Raw genomic sequence first — 26,280 nt, forward strand, 5'->3', positions numbered from 1 at the left:
CTTTGACAGGATTAAGATTGTTGAGACAATTGCTTGAACACATCGTCCAAAACGGATTTTTCCAGGTTGATCTCCTGCAGTTTCCAATTGTGTTGCATACTGGCAGCGATGATGGCTTCAGAGATACCGGTTTCGTTGCTGAAAAATATCCTGCACTGTTTGTCTGAAATGAATTCCACTTTTGTAACACCAGGGATCTTCAGCAATTCGCTGGCTGTTGGTGGATTTTCCATTTTCACAAGTAATGAAGCAGGCTGGATATAATTATTGAAACTCTCCATGGAATCGGAGAATACCATTCTGCCTGCTTCGATCATGATGATATCCCTGCAGAGCAGATTGATCTCAGACAATACGTGTGAAGACAATAGTATGGTATGATCCTGTGCAATTTCTTTGATCAGTTTCCTGGCCTCGATGATCTGATTGGGATCCAGTCCATTTGTTGGCTCATCGAGGATCACGATACTGGGTTTATGGATGATGGCCTGTGCAATGCCTACGCGCTGCCTGTAGCCTCCAGACAGGTTTTTGATCAGTCTCGAACTGAAATGACTGATGCCTGTTCTGTCCATCACATCGGCTACTGATTTTTTTATCTTGTTCTTTTCTATGAACCGGAGCTCTGCGGTGTAAGTGAGATATTCATTCACCGTAAAGTCTGTATACAACGGGGGAGTTTGTGGTAAAAATCCAATTTGTTTTTTGGCCAGCCTCGGGTTCCCGCTTTTATCGATGCCGTTGATAAACACTTTGCCTTCTGTTTGATTCAATACACCACAAATGATATTCATGGTGGTTGATTTGCCGGCTCCGTTGGATCCGAGCAATCCAATGACGCCTGATTGCGTGATCTCGAAATTGATATCGCGGATAGCCCAGGCACTGGCATACCTGTGGGAGAGATTCTCCACTTTTAGGACTGTACTCATATGTTTACGGTAAATGTTTTATTACATGCAGGGAAATGCAGGCTCTACCTGTGTTTCATCACTACTATTTTTTGTTGGTTGGTGCCCGTGCCGGAAGCGCGGCCTGTAAGAATCAGGGTGAATGGTCTGCCGAGCCATAAGGGAAGATTGATATTGCCGATGTTGACGGTTGCAAAACTGGTGATCAGGTTGCCGCTTGCCTGCTCTCTTATCTCGAATTCATGATCCGCTACACCAGGTGCCGCTTTGAACAAGGCAAAATCAGTGACTGATTTGAAGGGCAACGACTGGATTAAGGATCCCGGAGCCATCCCCTTTATATTCACACTGACCGGCTGGCCTTCGCTAAAGTTGGCGAACCGGATGAATGTAAGGCTGTCGTTCTCCCTGTAGGCCGGGTATTGATCTTCCAGGATAGAAAAGGTAGCAGTTGCCTTTTCTCCATATATGAACATGGAATAGATCTTACCGGTTTCCAGTTGCAGATCAACGCTGATCACTGGCCGGTCATGCGGCATGGTGTCCGGTTGTGCATAGAGATCCATTCTTTGAGGGAAGCTATTCACGAATATGTTTCGCTGGTCAAATGATTTGTTGAACATTGCAAGTGCCGAACCGTATCGGATCGGGTGCTTCCCGGACAGGTTTGCACGCAACACCACACCATCATCCAGTAAATTGACAGGTTGAATGGTTGCAGGGTTTACATCATACAATTTTGTTTTTTTGCAGGCGCTGAAAAAAGTCAGCAACAGAAAAACAGGAATGGCGGAAAGTACCCGGTTCCGGAAATAAATGGTCCGGGTTATACCGGTATAGAAGATGGGCATATTTTTTTTGTTTAGCGGTTATTGTATTCCGGATTTTGAATAATGCCGGGATTGTTTCCTATCTCACCTACCGGAATAGGATACAGGAGCTGGTAATTCCCCAACCAGGGTTGTTTGTGCGAAATGGCGCTCAACACTTCTTCCGCTTTCCCCGTTCTTTTCAGATCGAACCAGCGATGCCCCCATTCGGTGAACAATTCAGTTCTTCTTTCCTGCGCAATGGCTTCGATCACCTGACCGGCAGAAAGTTGATCGTCTAATTCAGGCACCCCTGCCCTTCTTCTCAGGATGTTGAGGTCGTCGATGGCAGTAGTTTTTGCCGCTGGTGTCAACAACATAGTGGCCTCTGCTCTGATGAGATGCAATTCAGCCATTCTCATGACAGTATAGTACTGCGCTGGTGCGCCATTCTTATATTTTGCGGGAACAAAGCCTCCAGGCACGGGCACCATCCACAAACTCTTCCGCTTGTCGTTGGCTTCAAATGCGCCCAATAATTCAGGAGTGATGCCGTAAGAAGGGAAATATGTACCTGTGGCGGGCGGCACATTATACAGTTGCCTGCTTTCAGGTGTTTGATTCAGAATGTTGGGCTCATCACTGGTGGGTTTCAACTGGAAGATCGCCTCTTTGCTGTTGGCAAGGAATACTTTGCTGATATCTGTCTCTGCGGCAAACAAACCAGTGTGATTGATCACTTCACTGGCACTTGTTATAGCAGACTGATACGCTCCTGTATAGAGATAAACCCGCGCCAGCAATGCCTCAGCAAACCATTTATTCACTCTAACCCTTTCATTATTGCCTATAGCAAAATCAGCCGTCAGAACAGCCTTTGCCTTCAACAGATCCGATTTGATCTGATCATATACTTTCGCAACCGGGGATCTGGGAAGAGTGGCTGTTTGCTGGAATTCTGAACTGAGCGTAAGTGGAATATCACCATAGAAATTCACCAGGTAGAAAAAGCTGAAGGCACGAAGCACAAGCGCTTCTGCGGTCAATTGTTTTCTTACGCTGTCTGAAAGTGAAGATGAGGTGGATGCTGCGATTCCTTCCATTACAGCATTGGCATCGTAGATCGCCCGGTAGGCAGATTTCCAGATGGCATCAACCTTGCTGCTATTGGAGAGGGTCAGTTTGTTCTGTGAAGCAAACAGATCGGTAACTGAATTTGTACTACCGAGCATAAACAGATCGTCCGCAGAAAGGCTGCCGAGAATAGTAGAGAGGCCTGCTGCGAAATAATTATTGCCGATCTGACGAAGTGCAGTGGTTGTTAATTCCCCTCCATTGATCATTTTTGAATAGACACCTGCAAGCGCCCATTCAGCCTGTTTATTGGTAACGAAAAGCTCTTCGGTGGTAATGGTATTGATCGGTGGCTCTACCTCCAGTAATTTACTGCAACCGGTTAGCAGCACCATGCAGGTTGATATATATGTGATGGGAGAAAAAATGATGGATCGCATGTTCTTGGTTTTAGAAATTTAAGGAGATGGAGGTGGCGATCGTGGTGGGGAGAGGCGTTACAAAAATGCCAGATTCCAGATCAGGATTTACACCTTTGAATGGCGAAATGGTGAACAGGTTTTGGGTCTTGATGGAAAAGCCCGCATCTTTCATCCTGATCTTACTGATCCATTTTGCAGGGAGTTTATACGCAACAGCCATGTTGGTCATCCTTAGATAAGATCCATTTACAAAGTTGGCATCAGAGGACCTGGAAATACTTGCCCCCGTGGTGGAGTACCTGGGATATTTTGCCTGATCGCCGGGTTTTTGCCAGTGGTTATTCTTTACTTCATCCGGTATGGCGATATTCATTTGTTGTCCTGGCACCATCACAAGATAGGGATGAGCAATGCGCCTGTTGACCAATGAAAAATTAGCAGATACCGACAGGCTCTTGTAACTGGCATCGATATTGAACCCACCACTGAATCTCGGTGCACTGAAATCCACAGGAATATAACGATCATCAATATCCGACAGTGGGAAATTTCCACTGCCAACAGTAATTACCCCATCCTTATTCCTGTCTTCATAGGTGCCATTTCCGGTAAGAGGGTCGATGCCTGTAAATTTCAGAAAATATTGAGAGGTGAGTGATTCTCCGATTCTCAGTCTTTCACGGTAAGAAGATCTTTCGAGGTTGGGAAATGCAAGCAGTTTATTACTGTTGCTGCCTAAATTAAAACCAAAATCGAGGCGCCAGTCTTTAGTATTGATGAGACTGGCAGACAAGGCGATTTCGATGCCTTTGTTAGCCACTTTTGCTTCCGAGTTGGCAATAACCGAAGGGAAGCCGGTGAGGATGGGCATGGGCAGATCTGTCAGCTGGTTATCGGTAACTTTCCGGTAAAAAGACAGCTCCAGCGAGATCCTGCTTTCCAGGAATGCCATTGATATGCCCAATTCAGATTGGGTGGTAGATTCCCACTGGAATTGCTGATTCATCGGTTTTATCACATGAAAGGCATCCAGCCCATTGTATCTGAACAAGGTCCTTGTACTCCCGAGTCTATCTGATTTTGACCATCGAGACAAGTACTCATAATCCTGGATATTATCGCTGCCGGTTATGCCATAGCTGCCTCTTAATTTGAAGAACGAGAACCATGATGGCATTATTTGCCGGAGCCATTTTTCATCAGAAGCGATCCATGCAAGACCCGCAGATGCAAAGTTCCCGAATTGTTTACCGGGCCCGAAATGAGAGGAACCGTCCCTTCTGGCATTGATATTGATCACATATTTATTGTCCAGTGCATATCTTACAATGAAAGCGCCGGAAACGGTTTTCCGCTGCCGGAAATTTTCAACGAATGTCTTTCTTAAAGCATTGTTGTAGCTTTTTAACAGGGCATCATTAGGAAATTCTTGCGCCTGGATAGTTTCACTTCTTGTACTTACAGTTTGCAAATTGCCGATCAGCTGAACAGTCAGGTTGCCTTTACCGATAAATGCATTGTATCTGATCTGGGGTTCAACTGTCCAGTCCTTGTTCACCGTTTCGCCGTAAATAGCTGATGAGTATCCTTCCAAAACAGGATCGCTGGCAGCCTGGGGAGAATAACTTGCATTCGTATTGTGTGTAAACCTGTAGCCGGCATTTGTTGAAATGGTCAATCCCCTTATGATCTCATACCTGAAGTTCATGCTGTTTTGTAAAGCAAATGTGTTGCTTACGCTGGGCTTTTTCAGGTTTGAAAACTTAAACAAACTCCCATTGTTCACCCTGTATGGTTCAAAATTGAATTCGCCTTTTTCATTGTAGATATCAGGTGCATTGGGAGCAAGCGTTCCCAGGTCGCCCAGGAGAGATGCGTTCACTTCTGTAAGTGAAAGATTGTTGCTGAAACTGAATCCAAATTTCTGGTCATTACTGGTATGGTTGAGACTGGTAAATAAAGTGCCGCCATGATTCTTACCCCCATTGTTCATGAGTTCTTTTCTGGTGTCATATTTGACAGAAACAGCATAACTGGTTTGTGACATGCCCCCGCTGATACCGGCATTCACAGTGGTTACTGATCCTGTACCTACAAACAATCGCTGCCAGTCAGTGTATTTGGTAGTGTCCCAGCGCACCAGGTCAGGAGCATTCGAGGCATCGGGAATGATCCCATCGTTCCGGAATGCTTCCCTCCGCATGGCGAGGTATTCCTGGGTATTCAGTAATTTGGGATACCTGGAATTAAACGTAGTTCCCTGATTGACCGATAACCGGAAGCTGGTTGGCCCCGCTTTTGGTTTTTTGGTAGTGATCAGGATCACTCCATTGGCGCCTCTTGAACCGTAGATGGATGTTGCATCGGCATCTTTCAGCACACTCACACTTTCTATATCCATCGGATTAATGCTCAGCAACGGATTCTCTCCACGTACATTGGGCAAGCCACCTTGTACCGCTCCCATAGAGATGGGCAGGTTTCCTGTTATGTCGGAAACATTCAGGGTAATGAAGGGGATGCCATCTATTACATACAACGGATCGGTAACGGCATTTTGACTGATCGTATTTATTCCCCTGATGGTTACCCTCATCGGTGCAGCTGAATTTCCCGACGTTTGCTGGATGGTTAAACCCGGCACCCTGCCGATGAGGGCTTCGAGCACTGTTGCTACCGGTTGCCTTTCGAGCTCATCAGCTTTTACAGTACCGATATTACCGGTTGCCAGTCTTCTGCTGGTTTTACCATAAGCAGTGACCTGTGTTTCATCCAATATAGAAGGGGAAACTTTCAAACTGACCATTACAGTGGTACCAGTGATCTTCACTTCCTGATCTGAATAACCGACATAAGAAATAATAAGGATATCCCCCTGTTCGGCCTGCACGGAAAAACGCCCTGCCGCATCAGTGATTGTGCCTTTTCCAGTTCTCTTTACCACTACACTAACGCCGCTAAATGGACGATTTTGCTCATTCCTCACGAATCCCGTTATGAGCTCTTTGTCCGGAAATAAATCCGGAAAAACAGCGGGAGGTTTTGTAACAATCGCTTCCGGCATAACTTTGCGCGACAATAAAATAGTCTTACCCTGGATCTCATATTCCAGTTGTTCTTCTTTCAAAAGGAAGTCGAGGAATTCACGCAAAGGCATTTTATGTACTGTCAGTGAAACCGGTTTGGTCCCATCGAAAGTGCCTTTCGTATTCAGCAAAACATAATCTGTTTGCTTCTCGATAGCGGAGAACACCTGTTTAAGAGTCAGGTCTTTACCGGAGATGGTCACGGTTTGCGCCATGGTGCCGGAGGCATGCACCTGGAAAAAAGCAACCACGGTCAATAAAATAGTTAGTTTCACTACCAGCAGAGTTTTGGTTAGACCCCGGTACCGCTGCGGCGGACAGTCGGAAAAAGCCTTAGCCGTTCCGGAGTCAAAAGCAGTTTTTTGCATACTTTCGTACTTGTTCGGTTAATAAAAATGTGTTGCAAGACCATTTGACATCAACTGAATTCCAACCGTCACGGGAGCGAACCGTGGCGGTTTTCTTTTCAACCGATGGGTTTGGGATAGAACCCGGTAATTAAAAAAATGGGATAAGGTCCTGGCGGAGTATTTAACGATGCAAAAAACTCCCTGGCCGGCAAGCGCCCGGCCCTGCTTTTTTCATATGACAGGTGTATGATTGATACCTCTAAGGAAGTACAGTGAGTGTTCTGCCGTTAAGATGAAGATGAATACCGGCCTTTTCCATCAATACGATCAATCCGTTCAGGGAAACATCCATCGTCATTTGTCCTTCAAACTCAACACGTGGTTTCTTTCCCTCGTATTTTACTTCCACATCATACCATCTTTCTATTTGTCTCATTATTTCTTCAATATTGGCGCCTTCGAAATTGAAGCGGCCATTCTTCCAGGCCATCACTTTGTTGATATCTGTATACGCTACCTGAACAGCTCCAACCGGGCCATCGTTCAATACCTTCGCCTGCTGACCAGGCTTGATCATGGCGCCGTTCACTTTTACAGCCCCCTCCAGCAATGTAGTGCTCAATGCAGTTTCATTATCATACGCGTTCACGTTGAACTGCGTGCCCAGCACCTGCACTTCTGCCCTGTCACCGGCTTTTACAAAGAAAGGCTGGCTGGCTTTTTGAGCCACTTCAAAATAGACCTCCCCGGTTATTTCCACTTTTCTATCTGTGCCTGCAAACGTTGTTGGGTATCGTATAGAACTGGCCGAGTTCAGCCATACCTGCGTACCATCCGGAAGGGACAACCGAAATTGTCTGCCCCGCGGTGTACTCATGGTATTGTACACTATTTCCGTATTCTTTTCACCAGAAGGTTTGTAAGCCAGTCTACCGTCCTGAATTAAAGCCTGTGATCCTTTTTCCGTTGCAATCACACCGTTACCAACACTATCCAGTAACAGCTCAGAACCATCAGCCAGTGTGAGGATAGCGCCGGATCTGCCGGGCTGAATGGGCGTTTGATCCTTTACTACGGAAACCGGACTGGTAGCTTTATCATTTATCCACAAATAAGTTGCGATGCCCAGCAATATGATCACAGAAGCCGCCACCCACCATCTCCGCAGGATTGATCTGCGTGGCATCTTCACAACAAGAGTATCACCGGGTTTATCAATTTGTAAGATAGCCGCACTCATCTGCCTGATCTCCTCTCCCGATAACGGGATACGATCAACAGGCATCTTCGCCTCTACCAGCTGCTCCAGAAATTGTACAGTATTATCGTTTTCCATGTCCAGGATGCCAGACAATTCTTCCAGTTCAGCCTGGCTGGCCTCCTGTTGCATTACCCTTTCCGCTAAATATTGTATTCGTTCAAACTGGTTCAATGCATAATATTTTAAGCCTGGTTAATGAATTACACCAAAGCCCTTTTATACACAGACCCGCAACTGAACATTCAGGACCTATCAGGATCAAAAAATATTTCGGCGGTCTTCCAGATCAGCAACATCCAGGAGCTATAGTGGGATTTTTCAATGGAGTTCCGGAGCGCCTGCAATGCGCGTACCAGTGTGTTCTTGACGGTACTGGCAGACAATCCAAGCCTTTCCGCGATCTCGGGGATCTTCAGCCCTTCTTCCCTGCTCAATCTGTAGATCTTCTGTTGCTGCGGCGTCATATCGGCAATCGCCTGCTGCACCAGGCTCTGCAAACTGAGCATATTTGGACTATCAGCGGAATTATCCGTTTCGCCAGTGATACCATATTTGGCGGCATAAGTGTCCAGCCCTGACTGTTGCACTTTTTGCTGCCGCAAAAAATGGAAACACCTGTTGTAGGCGATGCGTAGTAACCAGGTGCGGAAATCGCGGATCTCCGGTAGTTTATCCCGGTACAGCCATACACGCAGGAATACATCCTGTACCAGGTCTTTGGCAACAATATGTGATTTGGTGATGGTAAGGGTATGAGCGTGGATCAGATCGCCGTATTGGAGAAAAATAGTCTCGAAGGCTTTTTCATCTTCTTCTGCAATAAGAGTAAGCAGTTCTTTTTCATCGTATGGTTGACGGATCGGCAAGGGATTGGTAATAGTGACGGCAATTTCTGCAAACTATATAAAATTTTCAAAACAAAACCAATCAACCCTGGCAGGATACAAATTTCATTGCTACCATTTTATCCTGAAATGGTCAATTCCACTTACGGTTGGTGATTACCTGCTGCTCATTCAATGCTGTCAATGGCTCAATGGAGCCGGATGATATGAGTAAGCGTTTGAATTTTGTTTCCTAAAATAGTGTAATTATGAAACCTGTCATCTACTTCGTTCTGCTGACCTCTTTAGTGCTGACCATGGGCAGCAGTTGCAAAAAAGGCGATACAGGCCCTGCCGGTACCGCCAATGTATTCTTTTCCGAATGGTTCACACCTACGCCCTATATCAAAGATACTGTCTTCGGTGTCTGGGGATTCAAATACAATAAGCCTGTGCCTGCTATTACGCAAAAGATCCTTGACAGCGGCTCTGTGCTCGTATATGGCAAACTGTTAGGATATAATCCTGCTGTATGGCCCACCAACCAGGTAAGCCAGTTACCGATTTCCATTACCTATATGCAAGGGGGCATCAGGTGGACATATGGGAAGCTCTTGTTACTCCCGGCAATATCAGAATCCGCTTCACCAACGATCATAATATTTATACCTCTATCGCAACCCAGCACCAGTTCAGGTATGTGATCATTCCCGGGGGAATGCCAACGGCACACCTTGCGAATATGAAATACAGTGATGTGGCAAGTCTATATAATTTACCGGAATAAAGAAATGGTGAGAAAATTCCTTCAGGCTAATACGCTATCTTAGCGTTGTGCAGCGCCTGAACATCACAATATCCCGCCTCCTCGTTTTACCTTGTTCTTTGCCGGGTTGTTATTTCTCCTGTGCAATGCTACGCAGGCGCAGTATGAATATCTCCTGAACAAGACATACTCTGCAAGATGCGACAGTCTCTGGAGGATCGGAGAAGCCGTGTATGGTCACCGGGATACTGCCGGCGCCTTCAGCATTACAAAGCCCATTCTCCGCGTTGCCCAACAACATCATGATGCCGCGCTGGAAGTGGAATTGAAAGCCAGAACGGTACTGGCTGAATACTACTGGGCCAGTACCAATGAATACGAACTGGCATTGGACGAGTACAAAAAACTGGAGCGGCTGCTCGCCGAAGTCAGCATCGATGAACAGTATCCTGAAAAAACGAAGGTCCTTTTCGAGATCGGTAATTCACATTTCTGCTTTAAAGATTACAACAGCGCCATTTATTATACATGCGCTCTGCAATATGGCCTTCAGCTTCAGGGAGCTGGGCAAGATCGATTCTTCCGATCATTACCTCACCCGCCTTTATGACTATTGTACTGAAAAGAATTACCAGTTCTGGCTGGCTGTTGTAAAAGGCTATCAGGGCTATAATCAATTCCTTCGCGGGAAATATGAAGCAGCTATTCCCTGGTGAATGCTTGCATCAATATGGCCATTGCGAAAAAAGACAATAGCCTTGCCGCCACTTCATTCATCTGGCTGGCTGAGATCGAATTCAAAAAACAGGACTTCCAGGCGGCGGCCACTGCCACGCTCAAAGCGAAAGAACATGTGCAGTAATCAGGACAATATTTCCACAACAGGGACCTCTATCCCCTGCTGGCCAAAATGTATTATCGCCGGACCTGAATGCAGACCTGCTCCTGAACGGCAAACGATTCTTTGCCGGCGTATCGATGATGCAATTATTGAAATCAAAATTCATCAAAGGTGATGAAGGCGAATCCACACTGCAACAACATATGCTGGTATCGCTGGGATATATGTATCCGTTAGATTAAGAAGGTTCCGGCTTCTGGCTCTCCGGCATCTACAAATCCGATTTCACTAATCCAGCCCGCTATGATCTGAATGTGAAAATCCGCTACCAGAATATCTTCAGGGAGGGCGCTTCCTGCCGGTTCAATGATACATTCGGACTGGGATTGGGACTGGATATCACCAATAACCTCAAGGTTGGCTACCTGTACGATTTGGACATCAGCAAAAATATTTCTTCCTATTTCAGGGGCAGCCATGAATTCTGTATCGGGTTCAAATTCCTGAAAGACAAGCAAAGGGTGGGCCCCAGGATGAGTTGGTGGTGGCTGCCGGTTCAATCCATTCCTTTCAGGAGCTGGTTACTCGTCAATGATCTCAAAAAATTCTCCAGGTCAGTTTTATCTTGTTCGCTAAGGTTTAGGGGCCTGGATAATAATGAGTCCCGGTTAACCGGATGAGGAACCACTTTGTCGGGATCGTTATAATAATCTATTACTTCCCGCAGGGTTCTAAACATGCCATTGTGCATATAAGGTGCTGTCAGCGCCACATTCCGCAAAGGACCTATTTTGAATTTGCCGAGATCGGTGATATCCCCGGAGATGGCGGCCCGGCCACTGTCTTTTAGTGTTATATTATCGAACAAACCGATATTCCTGAATTCCGTATTACTGAAGTCTGCCCCGAAATGACATTGCACGCAATTTGCCTGGCCGTTGAACAAAGCAAAACCGCGCTTTACAGATTCGCTCACTGCATTGGTGTTATCGTTCATCCGCCAGTCGTCAAATGGTGCGTCATTGGTTTCCATCGAGCGTTGAAAAGCTGCCAGGGCATGGGCCATCGATTGGGCATCCGGCTTTCTGCCATATACTTTCCTGAAAGCGTTTTGGTAAAATGGAATATTGCACAAGCGGTTAACGGCGCTATCCACGGGCAGGTTCATTTCATTGGGATTGGCAATAGGGATCAGCGCCTGTTCTTCCAGAGTGGCCGCCCTCCCATCCCAGAAGAAACTGGCTGCCAGTGAAACATTCATCGCTGATGGCGTATTCCGTACGCCTTTCCGGCCCATTACGCCCAGGCTTACAACACTGGTATCTGCAAAGGCAAATGCTGGTTTGTGGCAAGTTGCACAACTGATCTTTCGATCTGATGACAAAACCGGGTCGGAGAACAATGCTTTACCCAGGGAAATTGCAGTAAGAGGCCCTTTCTTTTCCGATCCCTGAAAGCAGTCCGATAGCGCTATTGCCGTCACCAATAGGCCCAGGATGATCATTCCTTTTTTCATAACAGCTATTTTACACGTGTCAGACTGGTACCATCCATATCACGTTTGCGTGGTGCGCAACTGTCTTCCACAGCTTTGAACCTGATAGAATCCGCCGTAATGAAATCAATTTTGTAAGTAGCATAATAATCTGCCTTACAGATGGGGTCGGATGCCCGCAGGGTATCGTTTCGGAAGGAGGACTTTCCGCTGGAAAAGAGCTTTCCGTTCACAAAAAAATCGTGTGTTCCATCTTTCCTGAAAACAGCCAGCACTTTGCTGCCATCCTTGAATTTTAGTTGCCACCGGCCGGCCAGTTCGTGCTGATGCCGGGTATTTCCGCAGGATAATACAGCAGGCAATAAAAGCAAAAGCATGTATTTTTTACAGAAACTTACCAGCAGGTCATTGTTGGTAAAAGCGCAGGATCGAGTGCTCATTGTTCGTTGTTTTAATGTTCAGATCAAAGCTAAACAACGAACAAAAAGAGGGCTTTTGCGCTGGTTGTGAATTCATTTGAATTTGTTGCAAAAGCCTGGGGAAAATCAGAAATCACAGGCCGAAGAATAGTATGATGCAGCTTGCGCGGGCCGTTTAGGTCTTTCGCTTTGCGGCTTCGCTGGGCGGAAATCCAAAATGTTTGGAAAAGCTGGTGGAGAAATTAGCAGGATTGGAATAGCCTACCAGGTAACAAACTTCGGCCACTGTGGCCACTTTGTTTTGCAATAGTTCATAAGCTCTTTTCATGCGAATGGTGCGTATCAGTTCGCCGGGACTTTGGTCTATAAGGCTTTTCAGCTTACGGTGCAATTGGGTACGGCTTAATCCTATCTCCCTGCCAAGCTGTTCAGGACCTAATTGAAGATCGTCTATATTTGTTTCAATTGCCTCCCGCACCTGGTCAAGAAACACTTTTTCAATAGTGGGAAGCGCAGAGGCCTCCGTTAGCCAAAGATTGTCTTTGCCGTATTTTTCTTTCAGCAGCCTGCGTGTTCGGATAAGCTGTTCTATCACGGCCAGCAGCTCCTGTTTATCAAATGGCTTGCCCAGGTAAGCGTCAGCGCCGGTTTCAATGCCTTGTATTTTGCTGTCCTGATCGGTTTTGGCGGTGAGCATGATCACCGGCACATGGCTGGTACGAATATCGTTTTTCAGCATATCGCAAACCTGGTAACCATCTTTCAGCGGCATCATCAGGTCAGTTAGAACAAGGTCAGGTACCTGTTCAAAGGCAGCCGCAATACCGGCTTCACCATCTTCAGCCAATAAAACATGGTAGGCTTCTCCCAGTGAGTGGCGAATAAAATAACGCAGGTTGTCATTATCTTCTATCACTAATACCGTTGGGCGGCTTTCGTCTGCAGGTTCTGTGATTGTTTGGGTTGCTGGTATTGGAGTAACTGCTGAAAAATGGGCCTCATTCTTAATGACGGTAGTTGCAGGTGCTCCTTCTGCATAAGGAAGTAATATGGTGAAAACAGAGCCTTCCTTTTCGTCGCTTTTTACGGATATGGTTCCGCCCAGCAGCAGGGTCATTTCTTTGGCCAGCGCCAGTCCGATACCTGTGCCTTCTCTCGACCTGATACCAGAGACCCCCGCCTGGTAAAACCTGTCAAACACGTAGGGCTGCTTTGCATATGGAATGCCAATGCCATTATCTTCCACTGAAATTTCCAGCCGGTTTTTTTCTTTTTGGCTGAATGAAACGATCACAGACCCGCCGGCATCACTGAATTTGATAGCATTGGACACCAGGTTCTGAACGATCTTCTCCAGTTTGTCCAGATCGGTTTTTATCCAAAGCTGCGCAATATCGTGCCTGAATTGGAGTCGGATCTTTTTCTGCTCTGCCAGTGATGCATATTGCTGAACGTGGGTATCCAGCCATCGTACCACTTCGGCATCGGTTGTATTGATGTCCATCAGTCCGTTTTCGAGCCGGCTCAGGTCCAATAATTGATTAATGAGCTCCAAAAGGCGCTCGCTGTTCTGTAAAATAAATCCGGCATATTGTTTGGTAAGGTCCGTATCGGCCTGTTGCAATAGTTCTTTGGCAGGATTGATGATCAGTGTAAGCGGGGTCTTGAATTCATGGGTGAGGTTGACGAAGAAACGGGATTTGGCTTCATCCATTTCCTGCAGGCGCGCTGCCTGCTCCCGCACTTGTGCAGTACGTTCGAGCACAGTTTTTTCCAGTTGCTCAGCCTGTTCACCCAGCAATCTTGTTTTCTCCTGCTCCTGGGCAAGGTTCCGGGCAGCCAGTTCTTTATTGTCTGCCAGTTGCGTTTGCAGGTTCCTGGTAGTATAGCTTACATCCATTGCCAGGTAAATGGAAAAAATAACAGGAATGATCAGTGTTGCAGCGGCCATCGTGGTCATTACCTGCTGAAAGGTGAACCATCCGAAAACGTTTGATCCCACAATCACGCTTGATAGTCCTACAATGCCCATACCAATAGCGATCAGCCATAATCGTTTGTTGCCTCTTCTTATGGCTTTAAAAACCTCCAACAGACCATCAGCAAATGCCAGCACAGTAAAAAGGTTTGCCAGCCTGTTCATCGGCCCGTTAACGCTTATAAGGCTAATGTTCCACCGGAGCAGCAGGAAACCAATATAGCCTGCGGTAAAGATGGAGAGCAGCCCTGCCCGCCGTTTGGGTATTTTGCCACAACTGATGCTGTAGAGCAGTAATGCGCCGGTAAAAGGGATCAAAACAACAGCAGCGGCAAATACTTTATAAGCTGCTACCTGTAGCGCAGGGGCAGGCGTGGTGATGGTCAGGTATCTCGAATACAGTGCGGCGAAGCAGGAAATCACAAACGCACAGTAGTAGAGGTTCAGTTTGTTTTTTGGATAAAAAAGGAATAATAACAGATGTACCAGAATGAGTACTATCTGTGCCGCTCCGCTCAGTAACAGCGAATCATAAAAGCGCTGGTTGCCCATCATGGTGGCATTGTACAATTGCATATCACCCATCCATGCTTCAAAACCGATGAAGTCGGGAAAATAGCCCAGATAATTACTGTACCTGATGGCAATCAGGTGTGGAAGTGTATCGGTAATGGCAACCGGTGTAACGGTGAACGGCATACGAACCGCAACCATCTCCTTTTTTGAATAACCCAATTGTCCGAATGCAGCAATTTTCTTCCCATCAAAATAAACTTCAGAAGCAGCATCGTGGTTGAGGTAAAGGCCCCAGGTATTGGTGGCCGTTAAACTGTTCTTTTTAACCCAAAGCCTGAACCATCCAAATCCGGCCCAGTTACCGGGTAGCCTGTCATTCCCGAAATTGACCCGCAGGGTATCCCAGTCATGCTCATTGCAGCCAGGCATTGCCCAGGCTGCACTATCGCCGGTATGGAACAACCAGAGATGGGCATGCAAAGCAATTCGGTTACTGCTTCCCGTTGATTCCAGGTTAAGAACAACAGTGCTCTGTTGCCCTGCGAGTAAGCCCGTTATGAACAAGAATGCGGTAAGAACCAATAACGATCTGATGGAATGGCACATGGATCGTTAAGTTATGAAATGTTTTTATATCGATAAATAAACTTATAGCCATCCAAATCTCTCCATTAATTTATCTTTCTGGCTACGCGAAACCGGTATGTTTTTTTGATCGGACATCACCAGGTAGGCAGATTCTCCTTTTACATACTTTATGATCTGGTCCAGGTTTACGAGGTATTGGCGGTGCACCCGGAGAAAATTACGCTCTTCCAGTATTTCCTGTATAGTTCTCAATGTTTTGGCGGCAATATGTTGTTTCCCGTCTTTTACATGAAAAATGGTATAATTATCCTTTGCTTCGCAATAAAGGATATTGGCCAGCTCAGTAAAGGACACGCCATTCTGATAGGGCAATGCGATCTTTTCAGGCAAATATTTTGGACCGTTATGCAATTGTTTTTTCAAGAGCTCAATTTGCCGCGCATGTGGCAATGGTTGGGTCCCGGCTTTTTGCACTGCATCTTTCAATTCTTGGGTATCAATCGGTTTCAGCAGGTAATCCAGTGCGCTGAACCTGAAAGCCTTTACGGCAAACTGGTTGTAGGCGGTCACAAATATTACATGGAAATTAAGGTTACCTACAGCTTCCAGCAGTTCAAAACCATTCATTACCGGCATTTCGATGTCAAGAAAAACGATATCAGGCCTGTATTCCTGTACTTTGGCAAGACCATCTCTGCTTTGTGTGGAAGTGGCTACAATGTCCACTTCCGGACAATATCTCCTGAGCTGTAAAGCCAATAGCTTTACATTATCTGGTTCATCGTCTATGATAATCGCTTTCAACATACAATCTGTTAAATAGGGATATCGATGCTCACTTTTGTTCCACAACCGATACCATGATTGTTCTTAAGGTCTGTGATTTCGATCCTGGCCTGGATATTATACAACTGATTTATTATCTGGAGCCGTTCATTGGTCATCTTTACTCCGAATGATTTGTGCTTTATGATTGATTTGCTTTTATACAATGCTGCCATTTCCCGCCCGATCCCATTATCGACGATCTCTGCATGGAGGCTTTGACCATGGGGCTGCGAAAGCGTGATGATCACTTTCCCTCCCTCCTCTTTGTGCATCAATCCATGCCAGATGGCGTTTTCTATATAGGGTTGTAAAAGTAATGGTGGAATTTCAATATAGGCAGTGTCTATGTTTTCATCAATCCTGATATCATAGCTGACTTTATTCTTGAACCGCATTACTTCCAGTTCAATATAAAGCCTGATGGTTTCAATTTCGTTTTGGAGCGTCACTTTTTCTGAACGGGAATTATCCAGTACCAGCCTTATCAACCTGGAAAAAGTGGTGAGATAGCTGGAAGCTGTTTCCGAATCGTTTTCAAGGGTGTAAAGTTTGATTGAGTTGAGGCAATTGAAAATGAAATGAGGGTTCATCTGAGCTCTTAATGCGATCATCTCTGTTTCTGCCAGTTTTTTTTCAAAGGCAGTTTCCATCTGGTGGAGTTTCTGGTGTTCCAATAAACGGTGCTGCTGCTCCATTTCACTGGCCTGTTTTTCCAGTTCTGTTTTGAGCTGGTTGGTATACCCTTCCTGCAGTTTGTTTTTTTCGTCCTGTATTCTTTTACTCCGGTAAGCCAGCGCAAGGGCAAAGCAAATGGCTTCCGCTACCACTCCAAGTATTCCCCAGAATGGTGGAAAATTCACGAAAGCCGTTATCTGTGGAGAAAGACCGGAAATGGAAAAAACGAAACGGCTTATGACGAAAAGGAAGAGGAACAAGCTCAGCATACCGGCCAGTAAATATTTTCTGAAAGGACTTTTAACTATTACCAGCAACCAGATCAGGTATGCATTGATGAGCAGATTGGGGATATGCATCAGTTGCAGGTAATACAGATTGGACGAAAACAGGAACCGGCCGGAAAGATTGTCGGATATTTCCACCAGGGTTTCTAAAACGATAAGCCATAGCAGCGCTTTCAATATTTTCCATTGCCCGGGAAACCGGTGGGGAAGCTCCAGTATATGGGCGATGAACAAGGCATAGAAGAATGCGATCCCTGAGCTCACCAGTATATGTGGCCGGTCCTTGTAAACATCGAAGAGATGCAGATTGAATCTATGATCAGCAATGATCAGCCATACAGCAGAAGCGCAGAGTACATAGGCTGCATAATAAAGGAACGCTTTGTCTTTTGTCAGCCAATACTGATAAGCAGCGAATATGGTCATGAACAATAAACAGCCGGTGGCCATGCTCATGAACAGGAACAGATAGTTGCCATCATTTTTCCCTTTGATTGTCATTTGCTGATAAAGACCGGGAGTGAACAGCTCTGCTGCAAGCGGCATCAGGTATTCTATCTTTTCGATGATACGGACATAATAAGTATTGGTTGTTCCCGGCGGCACTACTACCGGCTGGTCGGGCTCCCTGGCCAATGTTTCCCGTAATGCAACCAAAGAACTTGTTGCCACTCCATTGGAGCTATCCTCATACAGATGCACAAAGGCGTGGAAGTTACAGTTGAATACAAGGCTCACAGTGTCTGTAGCACTGGTATTGCTGACCCTGAATTTCAGCCAGTTTACGATCAGTGGCCGGGAGGCAATAAAAGGCTTCAGCCGTTCTGCAGGTAATGGAATGAATGGCTGTTTTATGATTTCCGCAAACGACAGGGTATCACCTGAAAGGTCCTCGTAAAAAAATGTCTGTCCGGTTATGTTCAATGCCTGCTCCTTTGCCGGTTGTCCATTAAATACAATGGCTGTCTGGGCGCTGCAATGGATGCAAACCAGCCATCCCGCTAACAGGGTAAGAAAGCGCCTTATTACCATACCTCAATAATAAGCGTTAAATTAGTAAAAAGTGGATATTAGTACAAGCTATCCTGTTACCCACTCACAAATCCCGCCATTCACCACTCCCCCTGCATGAAATAGCCCGGGTCCCGGTATTTTTAGGAGAGATCGTACATCTTTAACCAGGCTTAAAACAATTGTATGAAAACAAAGATCATTCTTTCCTGCTTACTATATCTGGGTTGTGTATCAACTGGCTTTACACAATCCGCCTGCACTTCAGGCAAGCTGGATTCAAATGCAAAAAAAGTATTGCCTTTTATGCCAGATCTGTCATTACAGCAAGAGCGTGACATGCCCGTTGCCGTTAGACGAAACCAATCTCCACCAGATCTTAATCCTGTTCCTGAATCAAAGATGCAGCGTATCCGGATTACCGCTGATAGTATTCCTGTTATTGTTTTCCGTCCTGATCATCCTGTTGGTAAAATGCCTGTTATCGTCGACTTCCATGGTGGCGCATTTGTATACCCCTGCAGCCCTGGATGTATCACTGGAGTTATGAGCTGGCCAATACGTACGGCGCCATTGTATTTGCTGTAGATTACCGTGTAGCACCGGAACATCGTTTCCCGGTTGCGGTGAATGACAGCTATAATGCGTTCAAATGGGTTTTGGAAAATGCCGGGAAAATGGGCGGAGATACAGCAAGGATAATACTGAGTGGAGCCAGTTCTGGCGCCAATCTTGCTGCTGCAGTGAGCTTGCTGGCCCCAAAAGAAGCATTGCAGAAAAAGATAAAAATGATCTGCCTGTTATGCCCAGCTGTGGCCAATCCGGTCAACTCCCTTTATCCATCCATGACTGAAAACGCTACAGGTTATGGACTCACTAAAAATGCGGTACTATGGGCAACGGAAAATTACAGCTCAAATTTTGGGGTCGATAGTAGTGATTTCAGGATGTTCCCGATACTGGCGAAAGATTTCTCCGGTCTTCCACCTGCAATTATCTACACTGCAGAGTTCGATGTATTGCGCGATGAAGGTATTGCCTATGCAGCAAAATTAAAAGCAGCAGGTGTCCCGGTCATAGCCAGATGTTTCCCGGGACACTTACATACTTTAATGGGAATAAGGAATGATGCTCCTGAAATGAAACAGATAGATAAGGATATGCGTCAATTTATTGAAACATATTTGCCTGCACACTAACAATAAGGTTTTTACAATTGTACTCCTGAACTATCCCTTTGACTCAAGTTTTTTCTGAATTCTTTTTTTGGTATCGGCAACTGATTTCTTCACATCTGGGTTGGTGAGCTCAGGCATCAGCGTATCTATCCATTTGATGGCATAAGGCAATGCAGCTTTACTGTCTGAATACCACAGGATCTGCTCCGCCATCATCTTCATATACATTTCCCTTTGTTTCCCTTTCAGGATATTGAAGGAAATGGCATTGTCGATGGCTTTGGCCATACTCTCCCATTTGGTGAATTTGTATTCCGCAGGTGTGAGATAAGCCAACCATTCCGACGCTTTCTCGTAATCAGTTTTACGGAGATAGTTCAGCATTTTATAAAAGGCAGTGTCTTTGGATGGCGGCTTATGTCCAAAAATGTAAAAGCTGGCCTTAGCAGAAAAATGACGATTGATCTTGTTCTCCACCACCGTTTTGGTGAACAGTTTGTAAAACTCTTCGCGGTTGTCGAAAACGTAGAGCATTTCTCTGCTTACGGGATCATCATTGTACTTTACGAACAGCTCCCAGTAAGGTTTTTCCTTCAATTGCTCCAGGGGACCAGCAAGTACGGATTTCACCAGTGCATTCATCTTATCCGTATACTTTGCTATGCGTAATGTTTCGAGATAAGCCAACAGGAAGGCCGGATCGCGGTCACCGGCTGCGTATTTTTTCTCCTGGGCGGCAAGGTTGTTCTCTGTATCCAGGCCCTGGCGGAAACGTTGCATGATCTCTTCGCTGTTCATCTTTCCTACCATGCGATGCATCAGTTTTCCCTGTTGGTCAAGGATCAGCAATACCGGCTCACTGTCCACGCCATAGAGATCGCTCAGGCGTTTCTTCTCGGCGCCTACATTATAATCTACACTTACAAAGCGTTCATTGATGAAATCCGCCACGCTGTCGATGGTCAGCACCAATTTCTTGATATACATGCAAGGCGTGCAGGTGAGCGATCCGAAGTCCAGGAAGATGAGCTTATCCTGCTGCTTCGCCATTGCCAGCACATCTTTGAAGGGAAGGTTTTCTTTGAGGTCCACTTTACGGTTCTGTGCCTGGGTGGAAGCAATTGCCAAAAGGAAAAGGGAAATTTGAAATATCTTTTTCATAGTCAAATGTTGTTAATAGATGTTTTCTTTGAAACGGATACCATCGATACAGAAATACGCCGGTGTATTGATCAGATCATTGGTCTTGTCGGAAGAATCGAAATAGAAAATGAGACTGGTAACTGCGCCGAGCTGTTCCAGTGAAACCGGCAGCCAGTCGTTCACTGTAAAACTTCTCTTATTGGCATCATCAGACCAGCGGTCTGCCAGCAGGAAACTCACTTCGCCAGTTGCTTTGGTGCCGTTCATTCCTTTGATGATCACTTTTACATAATCCTTTTTTGTGGTGGTGAGCAGTCTTGTGCCGGTAGCCCATGTTTTCACGGGCTTGCCGCCAACAGTGGTTCCCTGCGCATACATCATGGCCTGGTAGAGGAAGGTGGTGGGCGCAATCAGGAATTTATCTACCGTCAACGCACGGTCGAAACTGATGGTAGCGCCATCATCGCCGGGATGCACTACCAGGAAATTGCCGCCGGCATGTACCGCAGTACCGGAATATACACTGAACTTCGTGGAGTCCAGCTCGGTTTCCTGCGTTACATAATTCCTGAAATTGCGATTGGAAAGAGCGAATCCGGTCCAGTCGCTCCCATTCTTTACGATACTGAAAGTAGCCGGACCGGTTTTGATGGGCTGGTCAGGTACTTTCTGACTGAAGCGTTCCAGCGGCAGGTCTTCAAACAACATATCCGTTGCATAGAAGAATGGCCCAGTGTTCGCTTTTTCATTTTTCTTGCTGCAGCCTGTAACCAGCAGCACCAGCGCATATAGGATCAATAATTGTTTGTGCATAATTCTCTTTTTTCGGGATTAGTATACAAGCGCCTCGTATCCGGGATTTTGTTCAATCCTGGGATTGAATTTCATTTCAGATGTAGGAAGCGGATAGATGAAGCGGTTTTCATCCAGCGATAAAGTACTTCTGAAAGAATGGATGAAAGCTTTGCCGGTATTCACATCAATGAACCGGAGCGATGCCATCCAGTCGGCTTCGTTCTCTATATGGATCTCTTTGAAAAGCTCTTTGAACAACAAGGGATAAAATTCATTCCTGTCTGTTATGGTTGTGTCCAGTAATTCAGATCTTCTCCTGATCACGTTGATGGGCTCGATGGCTTCTTCCAGTGGCTTTCCTGTTTTCTCCAGCAGTTCCGCCTGCAGGAAATAGAGCTCGGTGAGACGCAGGAAGTAAGTAGTGTATTTATCGTTATCGCCTCCTACCTGGCGGCCTTTCCTGGCGAGTTTCTTCGGCGCCCATTTGAACGTATTGTTATTGGTGATGGGCGATTTCACGTCTCCCCAGGCTTCGAGGTAACGGGGATCACCTTCGAGGAAGGTCTTGCCCAGCGCTTCAATGCCAAGCGTCGCATAGTTGTATCCGTAAGTGTAGTTGTAGGCCGTGATCACATCATCTGTTTTCTCCCTGTACCTGCAGAACAGCAATTCTTTTGAATCCCAACTGTTATTGTACAGGTCTGTCAGCGAAGGCTCCAGCTGCAGGCCAAACTGCGGTGCTCCGGTGATCACACCGGTGATCAGCGACAATGCCTCAGGGTAATCCTCCTGTCTGCCACGATACAGCAGCAGCTTGGCTTTGAGCGCCTGCGCCAGTTGACGGGACACGCGAATGCCTGATTTGTAATCGGGAGCATGTTCGATGGCAAAATCCAGGTCATCCAGGATCTTTGTGTAGCTCTCTCCTACAGTAAGCCTGGCCTCATACACATTATTGAGTGCAGAGAGTGTGTCTTTGTAAATGATGCCGTACCTGGATTCAGGCGCATCCCACCACCTGCCGAAATAGAGAAAAGTGTAAAAGTGAGCAAAGGCCCTGATCGCCCTGGCCTCGGCCAGCATTTCCACTTTTCGCCCGGGCGTAACGAAAACATCTTCGGACAATGGTTCGATGGCAGCCAGTGCTGCATTGGCGCCATTGGCTGTTTTGTAAAACTGCTGCCAGAGGAACTGGTTATCACCGGTGGCCGTCATATTGAAATTGAAGGCGCTGCTGCTGGCGTTCACTACGCCCAACATGGATGAGAATCCGCTGGAGAAACGTACGGTCCATTCGTCTTTTCCGATATGTGAGTAAGCACCGTTGAGCACAGCCTGCGCAGAAGGCTCGTCTGTTACCGCTCCTTCGGGCGTAAGCAGGAATTGCGGTTCCTCATTCAGGAACTTTTTGCAGGAACTGGCGCTGGTGGCCAGTACCAGTCCGAACAGAAGATATTTATATACAGTTTTCATGTTGTCTGCAAGTTTAGTTGAAGGAAATTCTGGCCGCGAAATTGAAAGTCTTCACTGAAGGATAGATCCCATAATCACTTCCGATTCCTGAAATACCGCCGCCACCATTGGTGAGCCTGAAGTTGCCCTGTGGATCGATGCCATTATAGTTGGTCAGCGTTAAGAGATTGGAAGCAGCTATTGACAGATCGATGGCGCTGATGACCTTCAGCTTCACCACACGCTGCGGGATCCGGTAATTCACCCTCACCAGGTTCAGCCGCAAATAATCTGCACGGCTCAGCCAGAAATCACTGAAAGTATTGGAAGAGCCTTGTCCATAGCTCATCCTGGGCCAGGCCGCATCACGGTTTTCCGGCGTCCAGGAATCCAGTACATAAGAAGGATAGTTCTTCAGGAAAAGCCCTACCCCATACCAGTTGGCTGCATTGGTATACCAGTAACGTTTAGCCCCATACGCAAATGAGAACTGCGTGGTGAATGAGAAATTCTTGTAGCGAAGATTGGTATTGAAGCCGCCAAAGAATTTCGGTTGTGCGCTGCCGAGTGGAACACGGTCTTTCGAATCCACAATTCCATCTCCGTTGATATCATCAAAACGGAGATCGCCGGGGCGGATGCTGTTCAACCCGTTCTGGTACCAGATCTTGGCGCCGGTAGTGGGATTGATGCCTGAAAGCAGATTGTATTCTTCCATCGACTGGTAGTACCTTCCACTCCACTGGTAGCCGATCCATTGCGAGATCGGTTCTCCTTCCTTGATCCGCATGGCCAGCGCACTGCCGGAATAGATCTCGATCACGGAATCCACGCCGTTTATCTTCAATGCCTTTGCCAGATTATGCGCTATGTTGAAACCAACAGTGAATGTGGTGTTCTTAGTTTTCACCAAATCATAGGCGATATCGAACTCAACGCCCCTGTTCCTGATGCTTGCCACGTTCTGTTTTACACTTGTGAAAGCGCTGCTGGATGGAATACTTCGCGTATAGATGATGTCTTTCGTTTCCTTCACATAAGCGCCCAGGGTACCACGGATACGATCGTTGTTGAGCGCGAAATCGATACCACCATCGAGTGAGATGGTGGTCTCCCATTGCAGATCGTTATTACCGAGCTGCGATGGCGTCATACCTGGCTGCTCGTAATATTGCGCGGCAGAATAGAGTGTTCTCCAATCGTCATTACCCAATACCTGTGAACCGGATTTACCGAAAGAGGATCGCAGTTTGAGATAAGAGAATGCGGGCAGGAGCTGCTTTACGAAGGACTCTTCGGAAGCCACCCATGCCAGTGCGCCGGAAGGAAAGAAACCCCATCTTTTGTCCGGACCGAACCTGGAGGAACCATCACTCCTGAACGTGAAAGTGGCGAGATACTTGTTATCGAACTTATAGTTCAGCCTTGCAATGGCGGAAGCCAGTGCGCTGGAAGTATAGGTAGAGGTAGGTTTCATCGGCGTGGTGCCACTTGTGAGGTTGATCATGATATCCTGGTCGGGAAAATTCTGAACACCTGCATAGAAATCCTTGTACATCGCATTTTCAAGAATGAAACCACCCACAGCAGAAAGGGAATGGATCTTATTGAACATTCCGTTATACGTTGCCGTATTTTCGAAAACGGTAGTGGAGGTTTCGCTGTTGCGAATGGTTGCCTGTCCTTTATGACTGGTATATACAGTGCCTTCCCGACTAAAACGATCAGCAATACTGTTATTGTAATTCACAGAATAGCTGCTGCGCAGCGTCAATGATCTGATGGGCTTGAATTCAACATAGCCCATGGCATTGACACTTTTCCTGTCGGTCAGGTTCTTATTCTTCAAAGAAGTGAGCGGGTTCTCTTCATTGTAACCCGGATCGAAGATCTTTCCGGATTCATCGAACATCGGGAAATCAGGACGGAAATTCCAGATCTTATCTATCATATCATCCTTGTTGTTCAGCTTCGAATAAGCGCCACTGACGCGGATGCCTGTATTGATCTTCTCCCCGATCTGTGTATCGAAATTGAAGCGCCCTGTGAAACCCTTCCTGTTACTGCCTTTGATGATACCCTGTTGGTCCACTACACCAACAGCGATATAGTAGTTGGATGCCTGGTTGCCTCCGCGAATGGATACATCGTATTTGGACTCGATGGCGTCCTGCGATAATTCGTTCCACCAGTTGGTGCTGCCATCGAAGAAGGCGGTGGACTTGAAAGGCGTGGAGGCATAATCCACTTCAGCGCCGGGCACTATCTTGTCGTAATCCAGCACCAGCGAGATCCCGCCCGTAGTAACACCAGTTCCGAGCGTGCTGAAATAATTGCTGGTGGCATTTTTGATCACGCTCTTGAATTCATCTGTATTGAGCATGCGGAACTGATCGCTTTGTTTCTGGATGCCGATATCCGTAGAGAATTCGATCACCGGTCTTTTTGTTTTGGAGCCTTTCTTGGTGGTGACCAGTACAACGCCGCTGGCGGCACGCGAACCGTAGATAGCGGTAGCAGAAGCGTCTTTAAGGATATCGATGGACTCCACGTCCCGGATATTGAAATCATAGAGGATGGTAGCGATATCCGAACCATTCACATTGTATTGGGGAATGCCATCGATCACCCAAAGCGGTTGGTTATTGCCGTTAAGTGAAGAGGTTCCCCTGATCTGGATGGCAACGGGTGCGCCGGGCGCGCCATTGGCCACCATCACGTTCACACCGGCAGCCTTGCCCTGCAACATGGCAGCCATATCGGCATGTGGCGGAGCGCCTTCCAGGTCTTTATCTGTAACACGGGCAACGGAGCCTGTAAGATCTTTTGCCTTACTGGTCCCATATCCGATCACTACAATTTCATTCTCGGAGGTATTGCCTTCTTCCAGTGCAATGCTGATCGCTTTCCTGCTGCCAATGAGCACTTCTTTGGTGATCATGCCCACATGTGAGAACACCAGCACTTTTGCGTGATCACCCGTCTGCAGTGAGTACCTGCCCTGCTGATCTGTAAGCGTTCCATTCTTTTCTCCTTTCACCATCACCGATACACCGGGCATGGGTTTACCATTCGGACCGGTAACGATGCCTGTGATGGGCTCGGGCGCTGGTTCTTCGGGCATCACGATCAATCTTGGCGGCGCATCCGGCTTATGCGTTATGATCACGGTATTCTGCACGATGGTATAACTGAAAGGCTGTCCTTCGAAACACTTGTTAAGGGTTTCTATCAGGCTGGCATCTTTCAGGGAAACCGTAACCGGCCTGGCCTTCTTCAATAATCTTTCATTGAAAAAGAATTGCGTGCCCGTTTGCTGTTGGATGGTGGAAAGCACTTTTTCCAGCGCATCGTTCCTGGCATCGAGCGTAACCTTCTGCCCATAGCTTTCGGCATAGCCATGAAGGCAAAAGAAGAGGATGAGAAAAGCAGTCAGCTTCATGATCCGCAGCATTTTGGTGATTCCACTACCCCTGGCGGAATAATGGAAAACAGGAATTTTTAAAAGCATACCTTTGCTTCAGTTTTGGTTAAAGAATCGCTATCCGCCATTACTGGCGGTGCAGTTGTG

20 protein-coding genes and 1 pseudogene are annotated in these 26,280 nt (G+C 46.6%); 6 read left to right on the forward strand and 15 right to left on the reverse strand.

Annotation, left to right across the window (positions count from 1 at the left end):
• Positions 1-11: 11 nt before the first annotated feature.
• The 6 genes from FSB84_RS24290 to FSB84_RS24315 form a co-directional block, all read right to left on the reverse strand.
• Positions 12-932: an ABC transporter ATP-binding protein gene (locus FSB84_RS24290; RefSeq protein ID WP_130540443.1), complete on the reverse strand. Its 921-nt coding sequence runs from the start codon at positions 930-932 to the stop codon at positions 12-14.
• Between the two features lie 44 nt (positions 933-976).
• Positions 977-1,762 (reverse strand): hypothetical protein, encoded by a 786-nt coding sequence (locus FSB84_RS24295; protein WP_130540444.1) that lies wholly within the window; start codon positions 1,760-1,762, stop codon positions 977-979.
• 11 nt (positions 1,763-1,773) lie between these two features.
• Positions 1,774-3,234, reverse strand: a complete 1,461-nt coding sequence (locus FSB84_RS24300) for a RagB/SusD family nutrient uptake outer membrane protein (RefSeq protein ID WP_130540445.1) — start codon at positions 3,232-3,234, stop codon at positions 1,774-1,776.
• Between the two features lie 10 nt (positions 3,235-3,244).
• Positions 3,245-6,577 carry a SusC/RagA family TonB-linked outer membrane protein gene (locus FSB84_RS24305; RefSeq protein WP_158644098.1) on the reverse strand — a complete coding sequence of 1,111 codons (3,333 nt, stop codon included), beginning with the start codon at positions 6,575-6,577 and terminating at the stop codon, positions 3,245-3,247.
• Between the two features lie 334 nt (positions 6,578-6,911).
• Positions 6,912-8,042 (reverse strand): FecR family protein, encoded by a 1,131-nt coding sequence (locus FSB84_RS24310; protein ID WP_130540447.1) that lies wholly within the window; start codon positions 8,040-8,042, stop codon positions 6,912-6,914.
• Positions 8,043-8,155: 113 nt separating this feature from the next.
• Entirely contained in the window at positions 8,156-8,779 is a 624-nt protein-coding gene (locus tag FSB84_RS24315; protein ID WP_158644100.1) for an RNA polymerase sigma factor, read from the reverse strand.
• 227 nt (positions 8,780-9,006) lie between these two features.
• On the opposite strand from FSB84_RS24315, the gene FSB84_RS24320 reads away from it, so the two are divergent.
• From FSB84_RS24320 to FSB84_RS31235, 4 genes and pseudogenes are all read left to right on the forward strand, one after another.
• Entirely contained in the window at positions 9,007-9,441 is a 435-nt protein-coding gene (locus FSB84_RS24320; protein ID WP_147122345.1) for a hypothetical protein, read from the forward strand.
• A 189-nt stretch (positions 9,442-9,630) separates the two neighbouring features.
• Positions 9,631-10,113, forward strand: coding sequence for a hypothetical protein (locus FSB84_RS24325; RefSeq protein ID WP_130540450.1), 483 nt, complete (start codon positions 9,631-9,633; stop codon positions 10,111-10,113).
• 120 nt (positions 10,114-10,233) lie between these two features.
• Positions 10,234-10,365 carry a hypothetical protein gene (locus FSB84_RS31520; protein WP_262713772.1) on the forward strand — a complete coding sequence of 44 codons (132 nt, stop codon included), beginning with the start codon at positions 10,234-10,236 and terminating at the stop codon, positions 10,363-10,365.
• Between the two features lie 77 nt (positions 10,366-10,442).
• A pseudogene (locus FSB84_RS31235) lies at positions 10,443-10,781 on the forward strand (type IX secretion system membrane protein PorP/SprF); the annotation flags it as partial.
• Positions 10,782-10,900: 119 nt separating this feature from the next.
• Here FSB84_RS31235 and FSB84_RS24340 read toward each other — a convergent pair.
• The 5 genes from FSB84_RS24340 to FSB84_RS24360 all read right to left on the reverse strand — a co-directional run bounded on the left by FSB84_RS24340 (position 10,901) and on the right by FSB84_RS24360 (position 18,162).
• The gene (locus FSB84_RS24340) at positions 10,901-11,860 is read right to left on the reverse strand and encodes a cytochrome-c peroxidase (protein WP_130540452.1); all 960 of its coding nucleotides are present in this window, start codon (positions 11,858-11,860) and stop codon (positions 10,901-10,903) included.
• Positions 11,861-11,865: 5 nt separating this feature from the next.
• Positions 11,866-12,279 (reverse strand): hypothetical protein, encoded by a 414-nt coding sequence (locus tag FSB84_RS24345; protein WP_130540453.1) that lies wholly within the window; start codon positions 12,277-12,279, stop codon positions 11,866-11,868.
• 154 nt (positions 12,280-12,433) lie between these two features.
• Positions 12,434-15,232 (reverse strand): ATP-binding protein, encoded by a 2,799-nt coding sequence (locus FSB84_RS24350; protein ID WP_158644101.1) that lies wholly within the window; start codon positions 15,230-15,232, stop codon positions 12,434-12,436.
• 168 nt (positions 15,233-15,400) lie between these two features.
• Entirely contained in the window at positions 15,401-16,147 is a 747-nt protein-coding gene (locus FSB84_RS24355) for a LytR/AlgR family response regulator transcription factor (protein ID WP_207234220.1), read from the reverse strand.
• 8 nt (positions 16,148-16,155) lie between these two features.
• Entirely contained in the window at positions 16,156-18,162 is a 2,007-nt protein-coding gene (locus FSB84_RS24360) for a histidine kinase (protein ID WP_130540455.1), read from the reverse strand.
• A 165-nt stretch (positions 18,163-18,327) separates the two neighbouring features.
• Between FSB84_RS24360 and FSB84_RS24365 the strand changes: the two genes are divergently transcribed.
• A complete protein-coding gene (locus FSB84_RS24365) occupies positions 18,328-18,729 on the forward strand; it encodes a hypothetical protein (protein WP_147122347.1) in 402 nt (133 codons plus the stop codon).
• A complete protein-coding gene (locus FSB84_RS24370) occupies positions 18,672-19,340 on the forward strand; it encodes an alpha/beta hydrolase (RefSeq protein WP_147122348.1) in 669 nt (222 codons plus the stop codon). The genes FSB84_RS24365 and FSB84_RS24370 overlap by 58 nt, the downstream gene beginning before the upstream one ends.
• Positions 19,341-19,370: 30 nt before the next feature.
• On the opposite strand, the gene FSB84_RS24375 is transcribed toward FSB84_RS24370, so the two are convergent.
• From FSB84_RS24375 to FSB84_RS24390, 4 genes are read right to left on the reverse strand one after another with little or no spacing between them, the layout of a single operon-like run.
• Positions 19,371-20,480 carry a thioredoxin family protein gene (locus tag FSB84_RS24375; RefSeq protein ID WP_130540457.1) on the reverse strand — a complete coding sequence of 370 codons (1,110 nt, stop codon included), beginning with the start codon at positions 20,478-20,480 and terminating at the stop codon, positions 19,371-19,373.
• A 12-nt stretch (positions 20,481-20,492) separates the two neighbouring features.
• Complete coding sequence (locus tag FSB84_RS24380) at positions 20,493-21,275, reverse strand: DUF4465 domain-containing protein (RefSeq protein ID WP_130540458.1); 783 nt, start codon at positions 21,273-21,275, stop codon at positions 20,493-20,495.
• An 18-nt stretch (positions 21,276-21,293) separates the two neighbouring features.
• Positions 21,294-22,730, reverse strand: a complete 1,437-nt coding sequence (locus FSB84_RS24385; protein ID WP_130540459.1) for a RagB/SusD family nutrient uptake outer membrane protein — start codon at positions 22,728-22,730, stop codon at positions 21,294-21,296.
• A 13-nt stretch (positions 22,731-22,743) separates the two neighbouring features.
• Positions 22,744-26,220: a TonB-dependent receptor gene (locus tag FSB84_RS24390; RefSeq protein ID WP_130540460.1), complete on the reverse strand. Its 3,477-nt coding sequence runs from the start codon at positions 26,218-26,220 to the stop codon at positions 22,744-22,746.
• Between the last annotated feature and the right edge of the window lie 60 nt (positions 26,221-26,280).

It is taken from the genome of Pseudobacter ginsenosidimutans (genome assembly GCF_007970185.1).
In the GTDB taxonomy this organism is placed as follows: domain Bacteria; phylum Bacteroidota; class Bacteroidia; order Chitinophagales; family Chitinophagaceae; genus Pseudobacter; species Pseudobacter ginsenosidimutans.